Genomic DNA, 15,878 nt, shown 5'->3' on the forward strand with positions numbered 1-15,878 from the left:
CGGCCCCACCTGCCGCGTCTATCGCGTCTGTGGTGGCGGCCGATTCTTATCACACCCTGACGGTGGCACAGGTAATCGAAGAAACCAGTGACGCGAAATCGCTGGTTTTCGACATACCGCCATCCTTGCAGGAACAGTTTCGCTACCAGCCCGGCCAGTTCCTGACCTTGCGTATTCCCCATGTGAGCGGCACGCTGGCACGCTGCTATTCGTTGTCCAGCGCTCCCGGGATCGATGCCATGCCGCGCGTCACCGTCAAGCGGGTCGCAAGCGGCCGCGCATCGAACTGGATTTGCGACGAATTACGTCCAGGGAGCACGGTCGAGGTGCTGCCACCGGCCGGCGTCTTCGTACCACGCAAACTCGACCAGGATTTCCTGTTGTTCGCCGGCGGTAGCGGCATCACGCCTGTGCTGTCGATTGCCAAGGCGGCGCTGCGCAATGGCACGGGACGCGTGACCCTGATCTATGCCAATCGCGACGAGAATTCGATTATCTTCCGTCAGGTCTTGCGTGAGTTGACAAAGACTTACCCCCGCCGCCTTACGGTATTGCATTGGCTCGACTCGATACAAGGGGTGCCCGGCACCGAACAATTGCAAGTCTGGGCAGCGCCGTGGTGCGACGCGCACTGTTTTGTCTGCGGCCCGGCGCCATTCATGGATAGCGTGCGTGCTGCATTGACTGCGCTCCATGTGCCACGGGAACGCATTCATCTCGAGCGTTTCGTTTCACTCGATACCGATCCGGCCGCGATACCGGCGCCTGCGCCATCACGGAACGGAGCCGCATGTGCGGTCGAAGTGCTATTGGATGGCGTAACCCATGCGCTTTCCGGTAATACGGAGGAAACACTGCTCGACAGCCTGCTTCATGCCGGCTTGAGCGCGCCGAATTCCTGCCGCAGCGGTTCATGCGGCGCCTGCATGTGCCGCGTCGAGGAGGGCGAAGTCGCGCTCCGGACCAATAGCGTGCTCGATAGCGACGACCTCGCCGAGGGTTGGACTCTGGCTTGCCAGGGCACTCCAGTCAGCTCCGCCGTCCGCATCCGTTTTCCCGATTAATACAATGTCTTCCAACTTGTCATTGCCTGCCACCATTCCTTCACTCATGTCGGAGGCGGCGCGCCGCTGGCCCGATGTCGTCGCCATCGACGACGGCCCCCTTCGCCTGACCTACGCCGAACTCGACACCATGCGCTGGCGTGCGACCCGTGCCCTGATGTCACTTGGCGTCCTTCCCGGAGACCGCGTCGCCATCTGGGCGCCGAATGTCTGGGAATGGATCGTCGCGGCGCTCGCCATTCACAGTGCCGGCGCAGTGCTCGTGCCGGTCAATACACGCATGCGTGGCAATGAAGCTGGCGACATCCTGAATGATAGCGGAGCCCGTGTACTGTTTTGTATCGGCGATTTCCTTGGTGCCTACTATCCCGATCTGCTGGGACAGCACCGGCCCGCGACGCTCGAGCACATCATTGTTCTGCGAGCGGGAAATGCCTGGGAAAGCTTCCTGGAAAGGGCTGAAACAGTCAGCCAGGCGCAGGCGCTCCGCCGCGCCGACACACTTGCCGCCGATGATCTGTCCGACCTGATGTTTACTTCCGGAACCACCGGCCGCCCGAAAGGCGTGATGACTGCGCATGGGCAGAACCTGCGTGCCGTGGCAAGCTGGGGAAATGCCGTCGGCCTGATTCCAGGTGAACGTTATCTGGTCGTCGGCCCGTTCTTCCATGCATTCGGCTACAAGGCGGGCTGGTTGGCCGCGCTGATGCATGGGGTCACGATTCTTCCCCAGCTTATCTTCGACGCAGAGAGGGTTCTGCAACGCATTGCCAACGAACGGATCAATGTGCTGCCCGGCCCGCCGACCTTGTATCACAGCATTCTGGCTCACCCGCGGCTGGCCGAATTCGACCTGTCCAGCCTGCGCGCGGCAATCACCGGTGCCGCGAGCATTCCTCCCGTGCTGATCGAGCGGATGCGCCGCGAGCTCGGCTTCAAGATTGTGCTGACCGGTTATGGTTTGACCGAGTCATGCGGCTTTGCGACGCTATGTCAGCCGAATGATGATGCCGATACGATTGCAAGCACATGCGGTCGCGCGATTCCCGGTATCGAATTGCGCTGCATCGATACACACGGCCAACCCGTGGGACCCGGCGTCACCGGAGAAGTCGTCATTCGCGGATACAACGTGATGCGTGGCTACTTCAACGACGACATGGCAACTCGCGAGGCCATTGATGCCGACGGCTGGCTGCACACCGGCGATGTCGGCATGCTGGACGAGCATGGCTATCTGCGTATCACCGACCGGCTCAAGGACATGTACATCAGCGGCGGATTCAATTGCTATCCGGCGGAGATCGAGCGGTTGCTGTCCGCGCATCCGGACATTGCACAGGTAGCGGTAGTGGGCGTGCCCGATGAGCGGATGGGCGAGGTCGGCAAGGCTTACGTGGTATTGCGAAATGACCGTACTCTCAACAGCCCCGAACTGATCGTCTGGGCCAGGGAACGCATGGCTAACTATAAGGTGCCGTCCGTGGTGGAGGTATTGCAGGAATTGCCGACGAATGCCGCAGGGAAGGTATTGAAGCATCAATTGCGGTGAGCGGGTAGCTCTCTTATTGCGAAATTAATGTTTCTCTTCAGTGTCTCAATTCTGTTGTTTCCCGCTTCTCGATTCTCCGTAGGAGTATGTCGGGCTCGCAGCGGTCCACTATCCTTTCTCCCAAAAATGCAGCTGGAACCCTGTCGTTCCCGCGCAGGCGGGCACGGCAGGGCGCAATAGGTTTTACAAGGGCTTCTATCCGCATTCTTGCCGTTGCGATCGATAGCGCATGCGTCCGTGCCGCCGCGCCGGGCGAATTACTTCCCCATTGCCCCCGTCCTGTCTACAACACCTTCCACAAATTTCACTCCGGCTAGTCTTATCAGACGATGCCGCCTCCTCTCTCATTCCGCAGAATCATCAACAGAGATCAACCAACTCTTGGAGAGAGCGGAATGACCGATATTCGCGGTTTGGGCTATATCGTCGTTGAGGCGACTGCGCCGTCCAGATGGCGTGACTATGGCGAACAGGTGCTCGGCATGATGGTCGAAGACGGGCCAGATGGAGCGCTTTACCTGAAAATGGACGAGCGCGCATATCGTTTCATCGTGGTGAAAGGGCAGCAGGACCGCTATCTGGCATCCGGATGGGAAGTGGCTGACGCACGCGCCTTCGAAGAAGCCCTGGCATCGTTGCAAAACATCGAAGTGCAACATGGCAGTGAAGCCGACTGTGCATTGCGTAAAGTGCAGCAGATGTGCTGGGTCATTGATCCATCAGGCAATCGCCACGAAATCTGCTGGGGACCGAAGTCGGACTTCCGCCGTTTCGTTTCGCCGGTTGGCGTGCCGTCTTTCGTGACCGGCGACATGGGCCTGGGCCATGTCGTGCTGCCGGCACCGAACTTCGATCAGACCTATCGTTTTCTCTCGGATGTGCTTGGTTTTCGGTTATCGGACATCTTCCGCGTGCGCTTTACACCTGATCCGAACGAGCCTGAAAAGCGCATTTATTTCATGCATTGCAACAACAGCCGTCATCACAGTCTGGCGATTTTCGAGATGGAGATGCCTAGCGGCTGCGTGCACGCGATGGTCGAAGTGCCAACGATGGACGAGGTGGGCCGCGCGCTGGACCGCGTGCGCCAGCACAACGTAAAAATGTCCGCCACGCTTGGGCGTCACTGCAATGACCTCATGACTTCCTTTTACATGAAGACACCGGGCGGTTTTGATCTTGAATACGGTCACGGCGGATTGCAGGTCGACTGGGAAAAACACAGCGTCTACGAAGCAACGGCGGTCAGTCTGTGGGGTCACGACTTCAGTATCGGTTATCAATAAGGCGGGTTCTATATGGCACTCAATAAACAATGCAGCGCACGCGATGTGGTTGCGCAACTGCGCGACGGCATGACGATCGGCATAGGCGGCTGGGGAGCAAGGCGCAAGCCCATGGCCCTGGTGCGCGAAATCCTGCGCTCGGACCTGCAAGCCCTCACCGTCGTCGCTTACGGCGGGCCGGAAGTCGGCATGCTGTGTGCAGCAGGCAAGGTAAAAAAACTGATCTTCGGCTTTGTCTCGATGGACGCGATTCCACTCGAACCTTATTTCCGCCGGGCTCGCGAACAGGGCGGGCTGGAAATCGAGGAACTCGACGAAGGCATGTTGCAGTGGGGCTTGCGTGCCGCCGCGATGCGTTTGCCTTTTCTGCCGACCCGGGTTGGCCTGGCGAGCGATGTGCACAAGTACAACCCGCACCTTAAAACGATTACGTCTCCATACGCGGATGGCGAAACACTGCTGGCGATGCCGGCCCTGCGGCTGGACGCCGCGCTGCTGCACGTCGACCAGTGCGACCTTCTCGGCAACAGCCGCATTCTGGGTCCCGACCCCTATTTCGACGATTTGTTTGCCCGTGCCGCAGACCGTTGCTACGTCAGCTGCGAACAGATTTTCGATCGCCTGGACCAAGGCGAATCGGGTAGTCCAATGAACGCCCGCAGCAATACCTTCGAGCGCTATCTGGTGAGCGCTGTCGTGCACGTTCCTGGCGGCGCGCATCCGACCTCCTGCGCACCGCATTACGGCTGGGATATGACCCATCTGAAACAGTACTGCGCCAGCGCGGAACAGGACAAGGGCTGGCAAAGCTACGCAACCCAGCATCTTTCTGGCGGCGAACCCGATTATCAGGCGAGCGTAGGCGGCGCCGGGCATATCGGCAATTTGCCGGTCACGGCAATCTGAGGAGGCATGGCATGGATACCAATCAACACGACATTACCCTCGCCGAGCTGCTGATCACGGCATGCGCCGACGCATGGCGCGACAACGGCGAGGTGCTTGCCTCTGGCATCGGCACCATTCCTCGTATCTCAGCCGGTCTGGCCAAGCTGACACATAGTCCCGAACTATTGCTTACCGACGGCGAAGCCTATCTGATCGAGGAACCGATTCCTCTTGGGCCGCGACCCGAAGGGTTCCGTCTGCAAGCGGCCGGGTGGATGCCCTTTTCGCGTATTTTCGAATGCGTCTGGGGTGGCGCGCGGCACGCGCTGACGATGCCGACCCAGATCGATCGTTATGGGCAAACCAATATCTCCTGCCTTGGCAGCGACTATCACCGTCCCAAGACGCAACTATTGGGTGCACGCGGTTATCCTGGCAACAGCATCAATCACGTCAACTCTTATCTGATCACCTCCCATGGCCTGCGCAGTTTTGTCAAGGGAGAGGTCGACATGATCGCCGGTGTCGGTTACAACCCGGCACGGCGCGAAGCCGGCATGCGCGGGGATTTCATCGATCTGCGCCGCATCGTCACCGATCTGTGCGTACTCGACTTTGAAGGTCCGCAGCATGCGATCCGCGTGCGCTCGCTGCATCCGGGCGTGAGCTTCGATGCGGTGCAGGCGGCAACCGGTTTCGAACTGATGGCTGCGCCTGATCTTGGCGTCACGCCCCTGCCCGATGCAGAACAACTGGACATTATTCGCCGGCTGGATCCGTTCAACCAGCGTGCAAGTGCATTACGCAACAATCCGCCCGCCATTCGCGTGACGTCAACCGCAGAGGTGACAGCATGAACGCCGGCGCCGAAGAAGTCGTCCTCTACGAGGTCGCCGATGGTATTGCCAGTGTGACCATGCACAGGCCGGAGTTCCATAATGCGCAGAATTCGAAGATGACCTATGCGCTCGATGCGGCATTCCGGCGTGCAGCGGACGATGACAACGTCAAAGTGATCGTGTTGCGCGGCGCGGGCAAACATTTCTCGGCAGGTCATGACATTGGCACGCCGGGGCGTGACATCCATCAGTCGTTCGAGCGCAGTTCGCTCTGGTACGACCACGTGAACAAGCCGGGCGGAGAGTTTCTCTACGCCCGTGAGCAGGAAGTCTATCTCGGCATGTGCCGCCGCTGGCGCGAGTTGCCGAAACCGACGATCGCGATGGTGCAGGGCGCTTGCATCGCCGGTGGGCTGATGCTGGCGTGGGTATGCGATCTGATCGTGGCTTCGGAAGACGCTTTTTTCTCTGATCCGGTGGTGCGCATGGGTATTCCGGGTGTTGAATATTTTGCTCACCCCTATGAACTGAATCCCCGCATTGCGAAGGAATTTCTGTTTCTTGGTGACCGCATGAACGCGGAACGTGCTTATCAGATGGGCATGGTCAATCGTGTCGTGCCTCGCGAATTCCTGGAAGAACAAACCTATTGCATCGCCAAGCGTATTGCACAAATGCCGCGACTGGGGCTGACGTTGACCAAACAGGCGATCAATCACGTGGAGGACTTGCAGGGTAAACGCACGGCGATGGACGCTGCTTTCGCATGGCATCATTTTGCGCATGCGCACAATGAACTGATCAGTGGCGACAAGCTCGGCGGCTATGACGCGCGCTCGATGGCCGCGTCGCAGCGCGAGGCAGGCAAACCGGCAGAGCAAACGAAGGATGCGAACGCATGAGCGGCCATTCGTCTTTGCTCTACACGCGCCTCTGCCCGCTGCTGGGCAGTCGCTATCCCATCGTGCAGACCGCGATGGGTTGGGTGGCCGATGCGCGACTTGTTGCCGCAACAGGCAACGCCGGGGGATTCGGCTTCCTCGCGGGTGCCACGATTGTGCCCGAGCAGCTTGAAGCAGAAATCCTCAAGGTCAAGTCCTTGACCGATGCCCCGTTCGGCTTGAATTTCCATATGTTTCAACCCAATGCGATGGAAGCGGTCGAACTGGCGATCAAGCATCGACTGCGCGCCGTCAGCTATGGCCGCGGCCCGGATGCCGCAACCATTCGCCGCCTCAAGAATGCCGGCGTGCTGTGCATGCCAACCGTCGGTGCTGTCAAGCATGCGGTGAAAGCGGTGCAGATGGGGGCCGACATCGTGACGATTCAGGGTGGCGAGGGCGGTGGCCATACCGGTGCGGTACCCACTTCGATCTTGTTGCCGCAGGTACTCGACGCGATCCAGGTGCCGGTCGTCGCAGCCGGCGGTTTCTTTGACGGACGCGGTCTGGCGGCTGCGCTTGCCTACGGCGCGGATGGCGTGGCAATGGGAACGCGTTTCCTGATGAGCGCCGAGTCGCCGGTACCGGCGGCCACCTTGCAGCGTTATGTCGAGGTACACGATCCAGCGGCTATCCGTGTATCGCATGCAATTGACGGCTTGCCCCAGCGAATGATCGACAACCCTTATCTCGCGCGGCTGGAAAGTGCAACACCCCGGCTACGCCTGCTGATCGCGCTACGCGCGGCATGGCAGTGGCGGCGGCACACAGGAATGAAAACCACACAGATGCTGACGACGGCGATAAAGGCTCTGCGCAGCGGCGATATCAGTTTCGCACAGACGCTGATGGCCGCCAACGCGCCGGTATTGATCCAACGGGCGATGGTCGACGGTATCCCGGACGAAGGCGTCCTTCCGAGCGGCCAGGCGGCCGCAGCGATTGGGCGCATCGACAGCGTACAGCAAGTGATCGAGAACATCGTCGCACGGGCAGAACAGCGGCTTGCGGAAATGGGCATGAACAGGGAGCGCGGGTCAGTCGCGCCGCAGGAATCAGAAAAGGTAAACACATGAATAAACCATTTCATACCGACATCGGCGACGGTATCGCCGAACTGGTCATCGACCACCCGCCTGTCAATGCACTTGACTGCGCTGGCTGGCATGCACTTGCAGACGAAATCGATCGTCTGGGCCGCGATGAGCGCGTGCGCGTGATCGTATTGCGCGGTGAAGGACGCGGTTTCTGTGCTGGTGTCGATATCAAGGAGCTGGCCGCGCATCCAGAGCGCATCGTGGAAGTCAATGCCGGCAACTACGCGTCGTTCCGTGCCGTGCACCGCAACCCCAAGCCCGTGATCGCGGCAGTCCACGGCTTCGTGCTGGGCGGCGGTATCGGCTTGTCGGGAGCGGCCGATATCGTCATTGCCTCCGACTGCGCGCGGTTCGGCGTGCCGGAAATCGATCGCGGCGCGATGGGCGGCGGCGCGCATCTGCAGCGATTATTCCCGTTGCAAAAAGTACGATGGATGTATTTCACCGGTCTGATGATCGATGCGGCGGAAGCGTATCGCCTCGGCGGCATTGAGCGTGTAGTGCCGCGTGCCGACCTGCGCAATGCCGCCATGGAAACCGCACGTGCGATTGCTGCCAAAAGCTCCACGATGCTGCAGCTGGCGAAGGAATCGCTGAATGGCGTCGAAGACGGCAACCTGGAGGACAAGTACCGCTGGGAGCAAGGCTTTACGCTCCAGGCCTACATGAGCCTTGATTCGGGTGAGGCACGTGCGGCCTTCGTGCAAAAACGCGACGCCAACTTTGCCGGAGCCTGATGCCATGGATCTGATCTATACGTCGAAGCAGCGTGCGTTCCGCTCTGAGATTCGTGAATGGCTCGCCGCCCATGTGCCGAAGGAGGCGCTGCAAAGTTTTGATACCGCCGAAGGATTCGCCCAGCACCGCGAATGGGAGCGCGTCCTGCATTCCGGCCGCTGGAGCATGGTGACCTGGCCGCAGGCTTTGGGTGGACGCGGCTGTGATCTGATCGAATGGCTGATCTTCGAGGAAGAATACTGGCGTGCCGGTGCACCGCTGCGTGTTAACCAGAACGGCATCTTTCTGCTCGGCCCGACCCTCATGGATTACGGCACACCGGAGCAGAAGGCGCGCTTTTTGCCGCGCATGGCCGCTGGCGAGGATATCTGGGCACAGGGCTGGTCGGAGCCGGGCGCAGGGTCTGACATGGCGGCTATCCGTTGTACCGCGGTGCCCGATGGTGACAGCTATGTTGTCAACGGCCAGAAAATCTGGTCGACGCGTGCGGTGTGGGCAGACTGGCTGTTTGGCCTGTTCCGTACCGATACCACATCGAGTCGCCATCACGGCTTGTCCTTTCTGCTGCTCCCTTTGCGTTCGCCGGGTATTACGGTCAGACCGATCAGGCAGCTCAACGGCCAGACCGGGTTCGCTGAAATTTTTTTCGACAATGTACGCGTCCCCATGGAAAACCGCCTCGGCGCAGAAGGCTCGGGATGGCAAGTCGCTATGGCGACCGCCGGCTTCGAGCGCGGGCTAATGCTGCGTTCGCCGGCGCGCTTCCAGGAGACTGCGCGTGCACTGGCCGCCTTGCACCAGCGGCGCAAAGACAAGGATGGCAATGCAGACCCGGTGCTGGGTGAAGAAGTGGCCCGGGCCTGGATGGATGCGGAAGCTTATACCTTGTCCACCTACGCAACGGCCAGCCGTCTGCAGAAGGGTGGTCATATCGGCGCCGAGTCAAGCACCAACAAGGTGTTCTGGTCCGAACTCGACATTCGCATGCATGAAACGGCGCAACGTCTCGCGGGGCCGTTTGCCGAATTGACTGGGGACGGTGCGCTTGCCGTTGAACATGGCCGCTGGCTGGAAGGCTTCCTGTTCGCGCAGTCGGGGTCGATCTACGCCGGCACCAATGAAATCCAGCGCAACATCGTTGCCGAACGCATGCTCGGCATGCCGCGCTCCTAAGATCGGAATCTTCACATGGACTTTACTTTCGACGAAGATCAAATCCTGCTGGTGGACAGCGTTCGCAAATTCTTGATGAACGAAGTATCCCCGGAACTGATCCGTGAACTATGGACCCGCCCGACGGGCCGCTCGCGCGAATTATGGAATCTGCTCGCCGCACAAGGCTTGACCGGTTTGTCGGTGCCGGAAGCGTCCGGCGGCATGGGCATGAACGACACCGACTGGGTATTGATCGCCCAGGAATGCGGTTATTACGCATTGCCGGAGCCGCTGCTGGACACGGCGTGGGCTGGCGCCGGGTTGATTGCTGCATTGCCGGACAGCGAGTTCCGCTCGCAGTGGCTTGCCAAGATCGCTGACGGTAGCGCGCGCATCGCATTGGCGCAAGCGCAGAGCGGGCTGGTGCCCGACGCGCACCTGGCCAGCGTGATACTGATGCCGCATGACGGCGTCCTGTATGCCGTCTCGCCGCAACTGGCGCAGCTCACCATGCAGCCGAGCATCGATCTGTCACGCCGGCTCTATTCAGTGGATTGGAATCCCCGTGATGCGGAGCGCGTCGCGACCAATGCGGATGGCATCTGGACGCAGGCATGCAACCGTGGCGCGCTGGCCGCTGCCGCGCAACTGCTTGGTCTGACGCAACGCATGCTGGATTTGTCGATCGACTATACCGCCCAGCGCAAGCAGTTCGGTAAGCCGATCGGTTCCTACCAGGCGGTCAAGCACCATCTCGCCGATGTCGCAATCAAGCTGGAGTTCGCCCGCCCCGTTGTCCATCGCGCCGCGTATGCACTCGCGCATGGTCAGCAGCACGCAGGATTCCATGTTTCCCACGCAAAGGTGGCCGCCGCCGAAGCAGCCTTGCTTGCCGCGCGCAACGGCATCCAGGTGCACGGCGCGATGGGCTACACCTGGGAAATGGATTTGCAAATTTTCATGAAGATGGCCTGGGCGCTCGATGGCGCCTATGGCGATCGCAGCTTCCACCTGGCACGTGTGCGTCAGTTCGTCTTGCAGGACGATGCCGCGCTCGGCCCCGGCCACACGTTTAAGGACTAACCGTCATGCAGAAAACTGAAGCCTATATCGTCGACGCATTACGCACGCCCACCGGGCGCCGCCGCGGCAGTCTGTCACAGGCGCATCCGGCTGACCTGGGCGCCTTCGTGCTGACCCATCTCGTCGAGCGCAATGTCATCCCGGCCGCCGAATATGACGACGTCGTATTCGGTTGCGTCGATACCATCGGTCCGCTGGCCGGAAATATTGCACGCTCGTCCTGGCTTGCCGCCGACCTTCCGTTGACGGTGCCGGGCGTGACGATCGACCGCCAGTGCGGTTCCTCGCAGCAGGCGTTGCATTTCGCCGCACAGGCGGTGATGAGCGGCACGCAAGATGTGGTGATTGCGGGCGGCGTGCAAACCATGAGCCAGATTCCGATTTCTTCGGCAATGATTGCCGGTCAGGCCTACGGTTTCAGCGATCCTTTTTCCGGCAGCAGCGGCTGGCGTCAGCGCTTCGGTGCCGAGCCGGTGTCGCAGTTTAATGCGGCACGCAAGATCGCCGAACACTGGGGATTTTCCAGGCAAGACATGGAAGTTTATGCGCTGGAAAGCCATCGGCGCGCACTGGAGGCGACTACCGAAGGCCGTTTCACGCGAGAGATCATTCCTTGCATGGGTTTGGAACGCGATGAGACTCCGCGATTGACGTCCTTGCAAAAGATGGCGGAACTTGAAGCACTGGAGCCGGGCAGTCCACTGACCGCCGCCGTGTCAAGCCAGACCGCGGACGCGGCAGCGGCCCTGCTGGTCGTTTCCGAAGCGGCGTTGAAGCGCTACAACCTGAAACCTCGCGCACGCATCCATCACCTCAGCGTGCTGGGCGACGACCCGATCTGGATGCTGACCGCGCCGATTCCGGCCACGCAGCGTGCGCTCAAGCAGTGCGGCCTTCAATGGAGCGACATCGACCGGGTCGAGATCAACGAAGCCTTCGCCTCCGTCGCGCAAGCCTGGTTGAAGGAGACTGGTTACCCGCATGCGCAAACCAACGTCAACGGCGGCGCAATTGCGCTCGGTCATCCGCTGGGAGCGACCGGCGCACGCCTGATGACAACCCTGTTGCATGAACTCGAACGCTGCGGCGGACGATACGGGTTGCAAACCATGTGCGAAGGCGGTGGCTTGGCCAACGTCACGATTATCGAAAGACTGTGAGAAAAACAATGGGAATCTGCGATAACCGAACCGTCATCATCACCGGGGCAGGCGGTGGCCTCGGGCGCGAGTATGCGTTGGCCTTCGCTGCGGAAGGCGCACGCGTCGTAGTCAATGACGTGAGACGTGAGGCTGCCGAAGCGGTGTGCGCCGATATCAAGGCAAAGGGCGGCGTGGCGCTGGCCAACGATGGAGACATTACCAACCTGGAGAGTGCGGAACGTATCGTCTCGGCCGCATGCGAAGCCTTCGGTGAGGTTGACGTGCTGGTCAATAACGCAGGCATCTGCCGCGACCGCATGTTCGTCAGCCTGACCGAAGCGGATTGGGACGACGTGATGCGGGTGCACCTGAAGGGCCATTTCTGCCTGGCTAATGTGTTGGCCAGGCGCTGGCGCGATGCGGCCAAAGCCGGCAAGGCGGTTGATGCGCGCATCATCAACACCAGTTCGGGCGCAGGCTTGCAGGGCTCGGTCGGACAATCCAATTATTCCGCCGCCAAGGCGGGCATTGCCGCACTGACCCTGGTGCAAGCGGTGGAACTGGCCCGGTACGGGGTGACCGCCAACGGCCTGGCGCCGGTCGCGAGAACAGGCATGACCGAGAGTGTGTTCGCCGATGTTATGAAAAAGCCGGAAGGCAATGCCTTCGACTACTTCGATGCGGCCAACGTGGCCCCGCTGGTCGTGTGGCTAGGTAGTGCGCAGTCGCGCCAGGTCAGTGGGCGGATATTCGAAGTGGCCGGCGGCATGATAGGAATCGCCGACGGCTGGCGCAGCGGCGTGCAGAAAGACAAGGGTGCGCGCTGGCGCCCTGAGGAAGTTGGCGGCGCGGTCAATGCTTTGCTCGCGGAAGCGTGGCCGGTGCAAAAGGTTTTTGGCAGCTGACGGACCGACAATGGATTTCACACTCAATGCCGATCAGCAAATGATCCTGGACTCGGCCGAACAATTTCTCGCGGAACAAAGCGATTCGGCGGCGGTGCGCCGCGTGCTGGAAAAGTACGATGGGCACGACGGGCATGACGCCGACCTCTGGCGCACGATACGTTCGGAACTCGGATGGTGCGGCATAACGATTCCCGAAACGTTTGGCGGCATGGGACTGGGACAGGTGGAGCGCGCGTTGCTGATGGAACAGATGGGACGCCGTCTGACTTGCGTCCCCTATCTCGCAAGTGCTTGTCTCGCGGTGGATGCCCTCGTGTATGCGGCACATCCTCAGGCGCAGCAACGCTATCTGCCGCAACTGGCCGATGGCACCATCAGTGCGGCACTTGCCTTGCCGCATGCACTGGGCTGGCAAGCCAGCGCATGCAAGATCAGCGCACTGCGCGAAGGCGATGCTTATGTACTGAACGGCGCGGCGCAGCAAGTGCTGGGCGCGACGCATGCCGACCTGCTGCTGGTGCCGGCGCGTCTGGTCGATCAGCCGGACGCCTATGGCTTGTTTGCCGTCGCAGCCGGCACCATGGGCCTGCAAGTAACAGCGCTGCCGGTGCTTGATGCGACCCGTCAGATTGCACGCGTTGAACTGCGGCAGGTTCGTGTCGCTGCCGATGCGCGGATTGATGCCGCCGGCTGGACCGAGGATTTGCACGACGGCCTGCGCCGTGCTTCCGATTTCGCTGCGCTGGCGCTGGCGGCGGAACAGATTGGCAGTGCCCGGCAATGCCTGGACCTGACCCTTGCGTATATCAGTGAACGGACACAGTTCGGGCGGACGATCGCCTCATTCCAGGCGGTCAAGCATCGCTGTGCGCAAATGATGATCGCGCTGGAATCCGCGCGATCCATTGTGTACGGCGCCGTCCGCGCCGTGGCCGGTGAAAAGGATGCAGACCGCCTGACACTGGACGTCGCCTGCGCGAAAGCGGCTGCGAACCAGGCCTTGTTCTTCTGTGCACAAGAGGCGATCCAGTTGCATGGCGGCGTGGGCTTCACCTGGGAATATGATCCGCAGCTCTACTTCAAGCGGGCGCAGGCAGCGCGCACCTGGTTTGGGGATGACGACGAGTGTTATTCCCGTATTGCTGCACATCTGTGCGACGCCGCCGAAGAACAGCGCGAGGTCGGCACAGCCTCGGCCAGTGCCGATGCGGCTTTCCGCGCAGAGATCGCGCAGTGGATGCATACCCACCTGCAAGGCGAATTCGCCCCGTTGCATCATCGCGGCGGCCCTGGCGACGAAGACGCCTTTCCGGCGCTGCGCAAACGTTGGGAAGGCGAGCTTGCCAAAGGCGGCTGGACTTGCGTGGGCTGGCCGACGGAATACGGCGGACGCGGTTTGTCCATTGCGCAGCAAGTGATTTTTCATGAAGAGTACGCACGCGCCGGCGGGCCAGGTCGCATGGGACATATCGGCGAAGGATTGATCGGCCCGACCTTGATCGCCCATGGCACCGAGGACCAGAAGCGTCGTTTTCTGCCCGGGATTCGTGATGGAAGTACTTTCTGGTGCCAGGGCTACTCAGAGCCGAATGCCGGATCCGATCTGGCCAATGTGCAAACACGGGCCGTGCAGGATGGCGCCAGCGGCGACTGGATTGTCCATGGCCAGAAGGTGTGGACCTCACTGGCGCACGAGTCCGATTGGATCTTTGTGCTGGCCCGGTGTGACGCCGGTTCGCGCGGCAACCGTGGCTTGATTTTCCTGCTTATGCCGCTCAAGCAGCCGGGCATCGACATCCGGCCGATCCGCCAGATCAGCGGTTCGGCGGAATTCAACGAAGTCTTCTTCGACGGCGCACGCGCCAAGGCTGCGGACGTGGTCGGCGCACCGGGCGAAGGCTGGAAGATCGCGATGGCGCTGCTGGGCTTCGAGCGCGGTCTGTCAACGCTCGGCCAGCAGATGCATTTCCGTCATGAGCTCGACATGGTCATTGCTGCCGCCCGTGCAAACGGCGCGCTGCGTAATCCGGCGATCAAACGGCGCCTGGCGACTGCCTGGGCAGGGCTGCGGACGATGCGCTACAACGCCTTGCGCATGCTGTCCGGCAATGACGACGGACAGTTGCGCGGCGAAATGCTGATCTACAAATATTACTGGTCGAACTGGCACCGCCAGCTGGGTGAACTGGCGATGGATGTGCTCGGCGCGGAAGGCAATCTGCTTGGCGCGGACGATGCACGGCGCGCCAGGCTGCAGGGTCTGTTTCTGTTTTCGCGTGCGGACACCATTTACGCCGGCACCAATGAAATCCAGTTGAACATCATCGCCGAGCGTGGTCTCGGCATGCCCAAGGAAGCGAGAGTTCAAGCATGACCGATACACATATCGTTACCGCCCCGGCCTATGTGCCTGGCCACAGCCTGCTGACAGATAAATCCGTGTTGATTACCGCCGCCGCAGGCGCCGGCATCGGCTTTGCGGCCGCTCGCCGCAGTGCGGAAGAGGGATGCCGCGCGCTGATGATTTCCGACATTCACGCCGGACGTCTGGAAGCCGCGGTGGAAAAGCTGCGTGCGGAAACCGGCCTCAAGGAAATCTACGGCCAGGTAGGCAATGTGACCGACGAGGCCGAAGTGCAGGCATTGATCGACGCTGCCGAAAGCAGGCTGGGCGGCGTCGATGTGCTGATCAACAACGCCGGCCTCGGTGGATCGCGCCGCGTCGCCGACATGTCGGATGAAGAGTGGAACAAGGTGCTCGACATCACGCTGACCGGCACCTTCCGTATGACGCGTGCGATGTTGCAAAGAATGCAGCCGCGCCGCCGTGGCGTGATTGTCAACAATGCGTCGGTGCTGGGCTGGCGCGCTCAAAAGGAACAGGCACATTATGCGGCGGCGAAGGCCGGTGTGATGGCGCTCACCCGCTGCAGCGCGCTGGAGGCGGCGGAATTCGGTATCCGTATCAATGCCGTCGCACCCAGTATCGCGCTGCACGATTTCCTGCGCAAAAGCGCGCCACAGGCATTGCTGGAGCAACTGGCCTCGCGCGAAGCGTTTGGCCGCGCTGCCGAAGTATGGGAAGTCGCGAACGTGATGATGTTTCTCGCCAGCGACTATGCCTCCTATATGACCGGCGAGGTGCTCTCCGTCAGTAGCCAGCACGCGTAAAGGGAAGGAGAAGC

The 15,878-nt window shown here is 61.0% G+C and carries 14 protein-coding genes and 1 pseudogene; all 15 read left to right on the top strand.

The features are described 5' to 3' along the window. Positions 1 to 32 precede the first annotated feature (32 nt). A complete protein-coding gene (locus tag ACFQUU_RS17280) occupies positions 33 to 1,064 on the top strand; it encodes a 2Fe-2S iron-sulfur cluster-binding protein (protein ID WP_382249400.1) in 1,032 nt (343 codons plus the stop codon). A 4-nt stretch (positions 1,065 to 1,068) separates the two neighbouring features. Then, positions 1,069 to 2,616, top strand: a complete 1,548-nt coding sequence (locus ACFQUU_RS17285; protein WP_382249274.1) for a FadD3 family acyl-CoA ligase — start codon at positions 1,069 to 1,071, stop codon at positions 2,614 to 2,616. Positions 2,617 to 3,011: 395 nt separating this feature from the next. Beyond that, on the top strand, positions 3,012 to 3,902 hold the full coding sequence (locus ACFQUU_RS17290) for a VOC family protein (protein ID WP_382249275.1): 891 nt from the start codon (positions 3,012 to 3,014) through the stop codon (positions 3,900 to 3,902). Positions 3,903 to 3,914: 12 nt separating this feature from the next. After that, positions 3,915 to 4,808 carry a CoA transferase subunit A gene (locus tag ACFQUU_RS17295; RefSeq protein ID WP_382249276.1) on the top strand — a complete coding sequence of 298 codons (894 nt, stop codon included), beginning with the start codon at positions 3,915 to 3,917 and terminating at the stop codon, positions 4,806 to 4,808. 11 nt (positions 4,809 to 4,819) lie between these two features. Then, positions 4,820 to 5,647, top strand: coding sequence for a CoA-transferase subunit beta (locus ACFQUU_RS17300; protein ID WP_382249277.1), 828 nt, complete (start codon positions 4,820 to 4,822; stop codon positions 5,645 to 5,647). Then, positions 5,644 to 6,531 (top strand): enoyl-CoA hydratase, encoded by an 888-nt coding sequence (locus ACFQUU_RS17305; RefSeq protein WP_382249278.1) that lies wholly within the window; start codon positions 5,644 to 5,646, stop codon positions 6,529 to 6,531. The genes ACFQUU_RS17300 and ACFQUU_RS17305 overlap by 4 nt, the downstream gene beginning before the upstream one ends. Further along, positions 6,528 to 7,646: an NAD(P)H-dependent flavin oxidoreductase gene (locus tag ACFQUU_RS17310; RefSeq protein WP_382249279.1), complete on the top strand. Its 1,119-nt coding sequence runs from the start codon at positions 6,528 to 6,530 to the stop codon at positions 7,644 to 7,646. The genes ACFQUU_RS17305 and ACFQUU_RS17310 overlap by 4 nt, the downstream gene beginning before the upstream one ends. After that, complete coding sequence (locus tag ACFQUU_RS17315; RefSeq protein WP_382249280.1) at positions 7,643 to 8,404, top strand: enoyl-CoA hydratase family protein; 762 nt, start codon at positions 7,643 to 7,645, stop codon at positions 8,402 to 8,404. Before ACFQUU_RS17310 ends, ACFQUU_RS17315 begins: the two co-directional genes overlap by 4 nt. Before the next feature lie 4 nt (positions 8,405 to 8,408). Continuing rightward, positions 8,409 to 9,578: an acyl-CoA dehydrogenase family protein gene (locus ACFQUU_RS17320; RefSeq protein WP_382249281.1), complete on the top strand. Its 1,170-nt coding sequence runs from the start codon at positions 8,409 to 8,411 to the stop codon at positions 9,576 to 9,578. Positions 9,579 to 9,593: 15 nt separating this feature from the next. Beyond that, a complete protein-coding gene (locus ACFQUU_RS17325; protein ID WP_382249282.1) occupies positions 9,594 to 10,643 on the top strand; it encodes an acyl-CoA dehydrogenase family protein in 1,050 nt (349 codons plus the stop codon). Between the two features lie 5 nt (positions 10,644 to 10,648). Further along, on the top strand, positions 10,649 to 11,803 hold the full coding sequence (locus tag ACFQUU_RS17330; RefSeq protein ID WP_382249283.1) for an acetyl-CoA C-acetyltransferase: 1,155 nt from the start codon (positions 10,649 to 10,651) through the stop codon (positions 11,801 to 11,803). Positions 11,804 to 11,811: 8 nt separating this feature from the next. Further along, positions 11,812 to 12,690 (top strand): SDR family oxidoreductase, encoded by an 879-nt coding sequence (locus ACFQUU_RS17335; protein ID WP_382249402.1) that lies wholly within the window; start codon positions 11,812 to 11,814, stop codon positions 12,688 to 12,690. Between the two features lie 40 nt (positions 12,691 to 12,730). Further along, positions 12,731 to 13,831: pseudogene (locus ACFQUU_RS17340) on the top strand (acyl-CoA dehydrogenase family protein); the annotation flags it as partial. A 99-nt stretch (positions 13,832 to 13,930) separates the two neighbouring features. Further along, complete coding sequence (locus ACFQUU_RS17345) at positions 13,931 to 15,067, top strand: acyl-CoA dehydrogenase family protein (protein ID WP_382249403.1); 1,137 nt, start codon at positions 13,931 to 13,933, stop codon at positions 15,065 to 15,067. Beyond that, positions 15,064 to 15,864, top strand: a complete 801-nt coding sequence (locus ACFQUU_RS17350) for an SDR family oxidoreductase (RefSeq protein ID WP_382249284.1) — start codon at positions 15,064 to 15,066, stop codon at positions 15,862 to 15,864. The genes ACFQUU_RS17345 and ACFQUU_RS17350 overlap by 4 nt, the downstream gene beginning before the upstream one ends. Positions 15,865 to 15,878: the final 14 nt, after the last annotated feature.

The organism is Herbaspirillum sp. GCM10030257, assembly GCF_042666555.1.
GTDB lineage: Bacteria > Pseudomonadota > Gammaproteobacteria > Burkholderiales > Burkholderiaceae_D > Noviherbaspirillum.

Bases quoted from the DNA above. Each gene is read 5' to 3' on its own strand.
- ACFQUU_RS17285 (WP_382249274.1), top strand. From the start codon at position 1,069: ATGTCTTCCAACTTGTCATTGCCTGCCACCATTCCTTCACTCATGTCG.
- ACFQUU_RS17345 (WP_382249403.1), top strand. From the start codon at position 13,931: ATGCATACCCACCTGCAAGGCGAATTCGCCCCGTTGCATCATCGCGGC.
- ACFQUU_RS17350 (WP_382249284.1), top strand. From the start codon at position 15,064: ATGACCGATACACATATCGTTACCGCCCCGGCCTATGTGCCTGGCCAC.
- ACFQUU_RS17300 (WP_382249277.1), top strand. From the start codon at position 4,820: ATGGATACCAATCAACACGACATTACCCTCGCCGAGCTGCTGATCACG.
- ACFQUU_RS17310 (WP_382249279.1), top strand. From the start codon at position 6,528: ATGAGCGGCCATTCGTCTTTGCTCTACACGCGCCTCTGCCCGCTGCTG.
- ACFQUU_RS17315 (WP_382249280.1), top strand. From the start codon at position 7,643: ATGAATAAACCATTTCATACCGACATCGGCGACGGTATCGCCGAACTG.
- ACFQUU_RS17290 (WP_382249275.1), top strand. From the start codon at position 3,012: ATGACCGATATTCGCGGTTTGGGCTATATCGTCGTTGAGGCGACTGCG.
- ACFQUU_RS17320 (WP_382249281.1), top strand. From the start codon at position 8,409: ATGGATCTGATCTATACGTCGAAGCAGCGTGCGTTCCGCTCTGAGATT.
- ACFQUU_RS17335 (WP_382249402.1), top strand. From the start codon at position 11,812: ATGGGAATCTGCGATAACCGAACCGTCATCATCACCGGGGCAGGCGGT.
- ACFQUU_RS17330 (WP_382249283.1), top strand. From the start codon at position 10,649: ATGCAGAAAACTGAAGCCTATATCGTCGACGCATTACGCACGCCCACC.
- ACFQUU_RS17305 (WP_382249278.1), top strand. From the start codon at position 5,644: ATGAACGCCGGCGCCGAAGAAGTCGTCCTCTACGAGGTCGCCGATGGT.
- ACFQUU_RS17295 (WP_382249276.1), top strand. From the start codon at position 3,915: ATGGCACTCAATAAACAATGCAGCGCACGCGATGTGGTTGCGCAACTG.
- ACFQUU_RS17325 (WP_382249282.1), top strand. From the start codon at position 9,594: ATGGACTTTACTTTCGACGAAGATCAAATCCTGCTGGTGGACAGCGTT.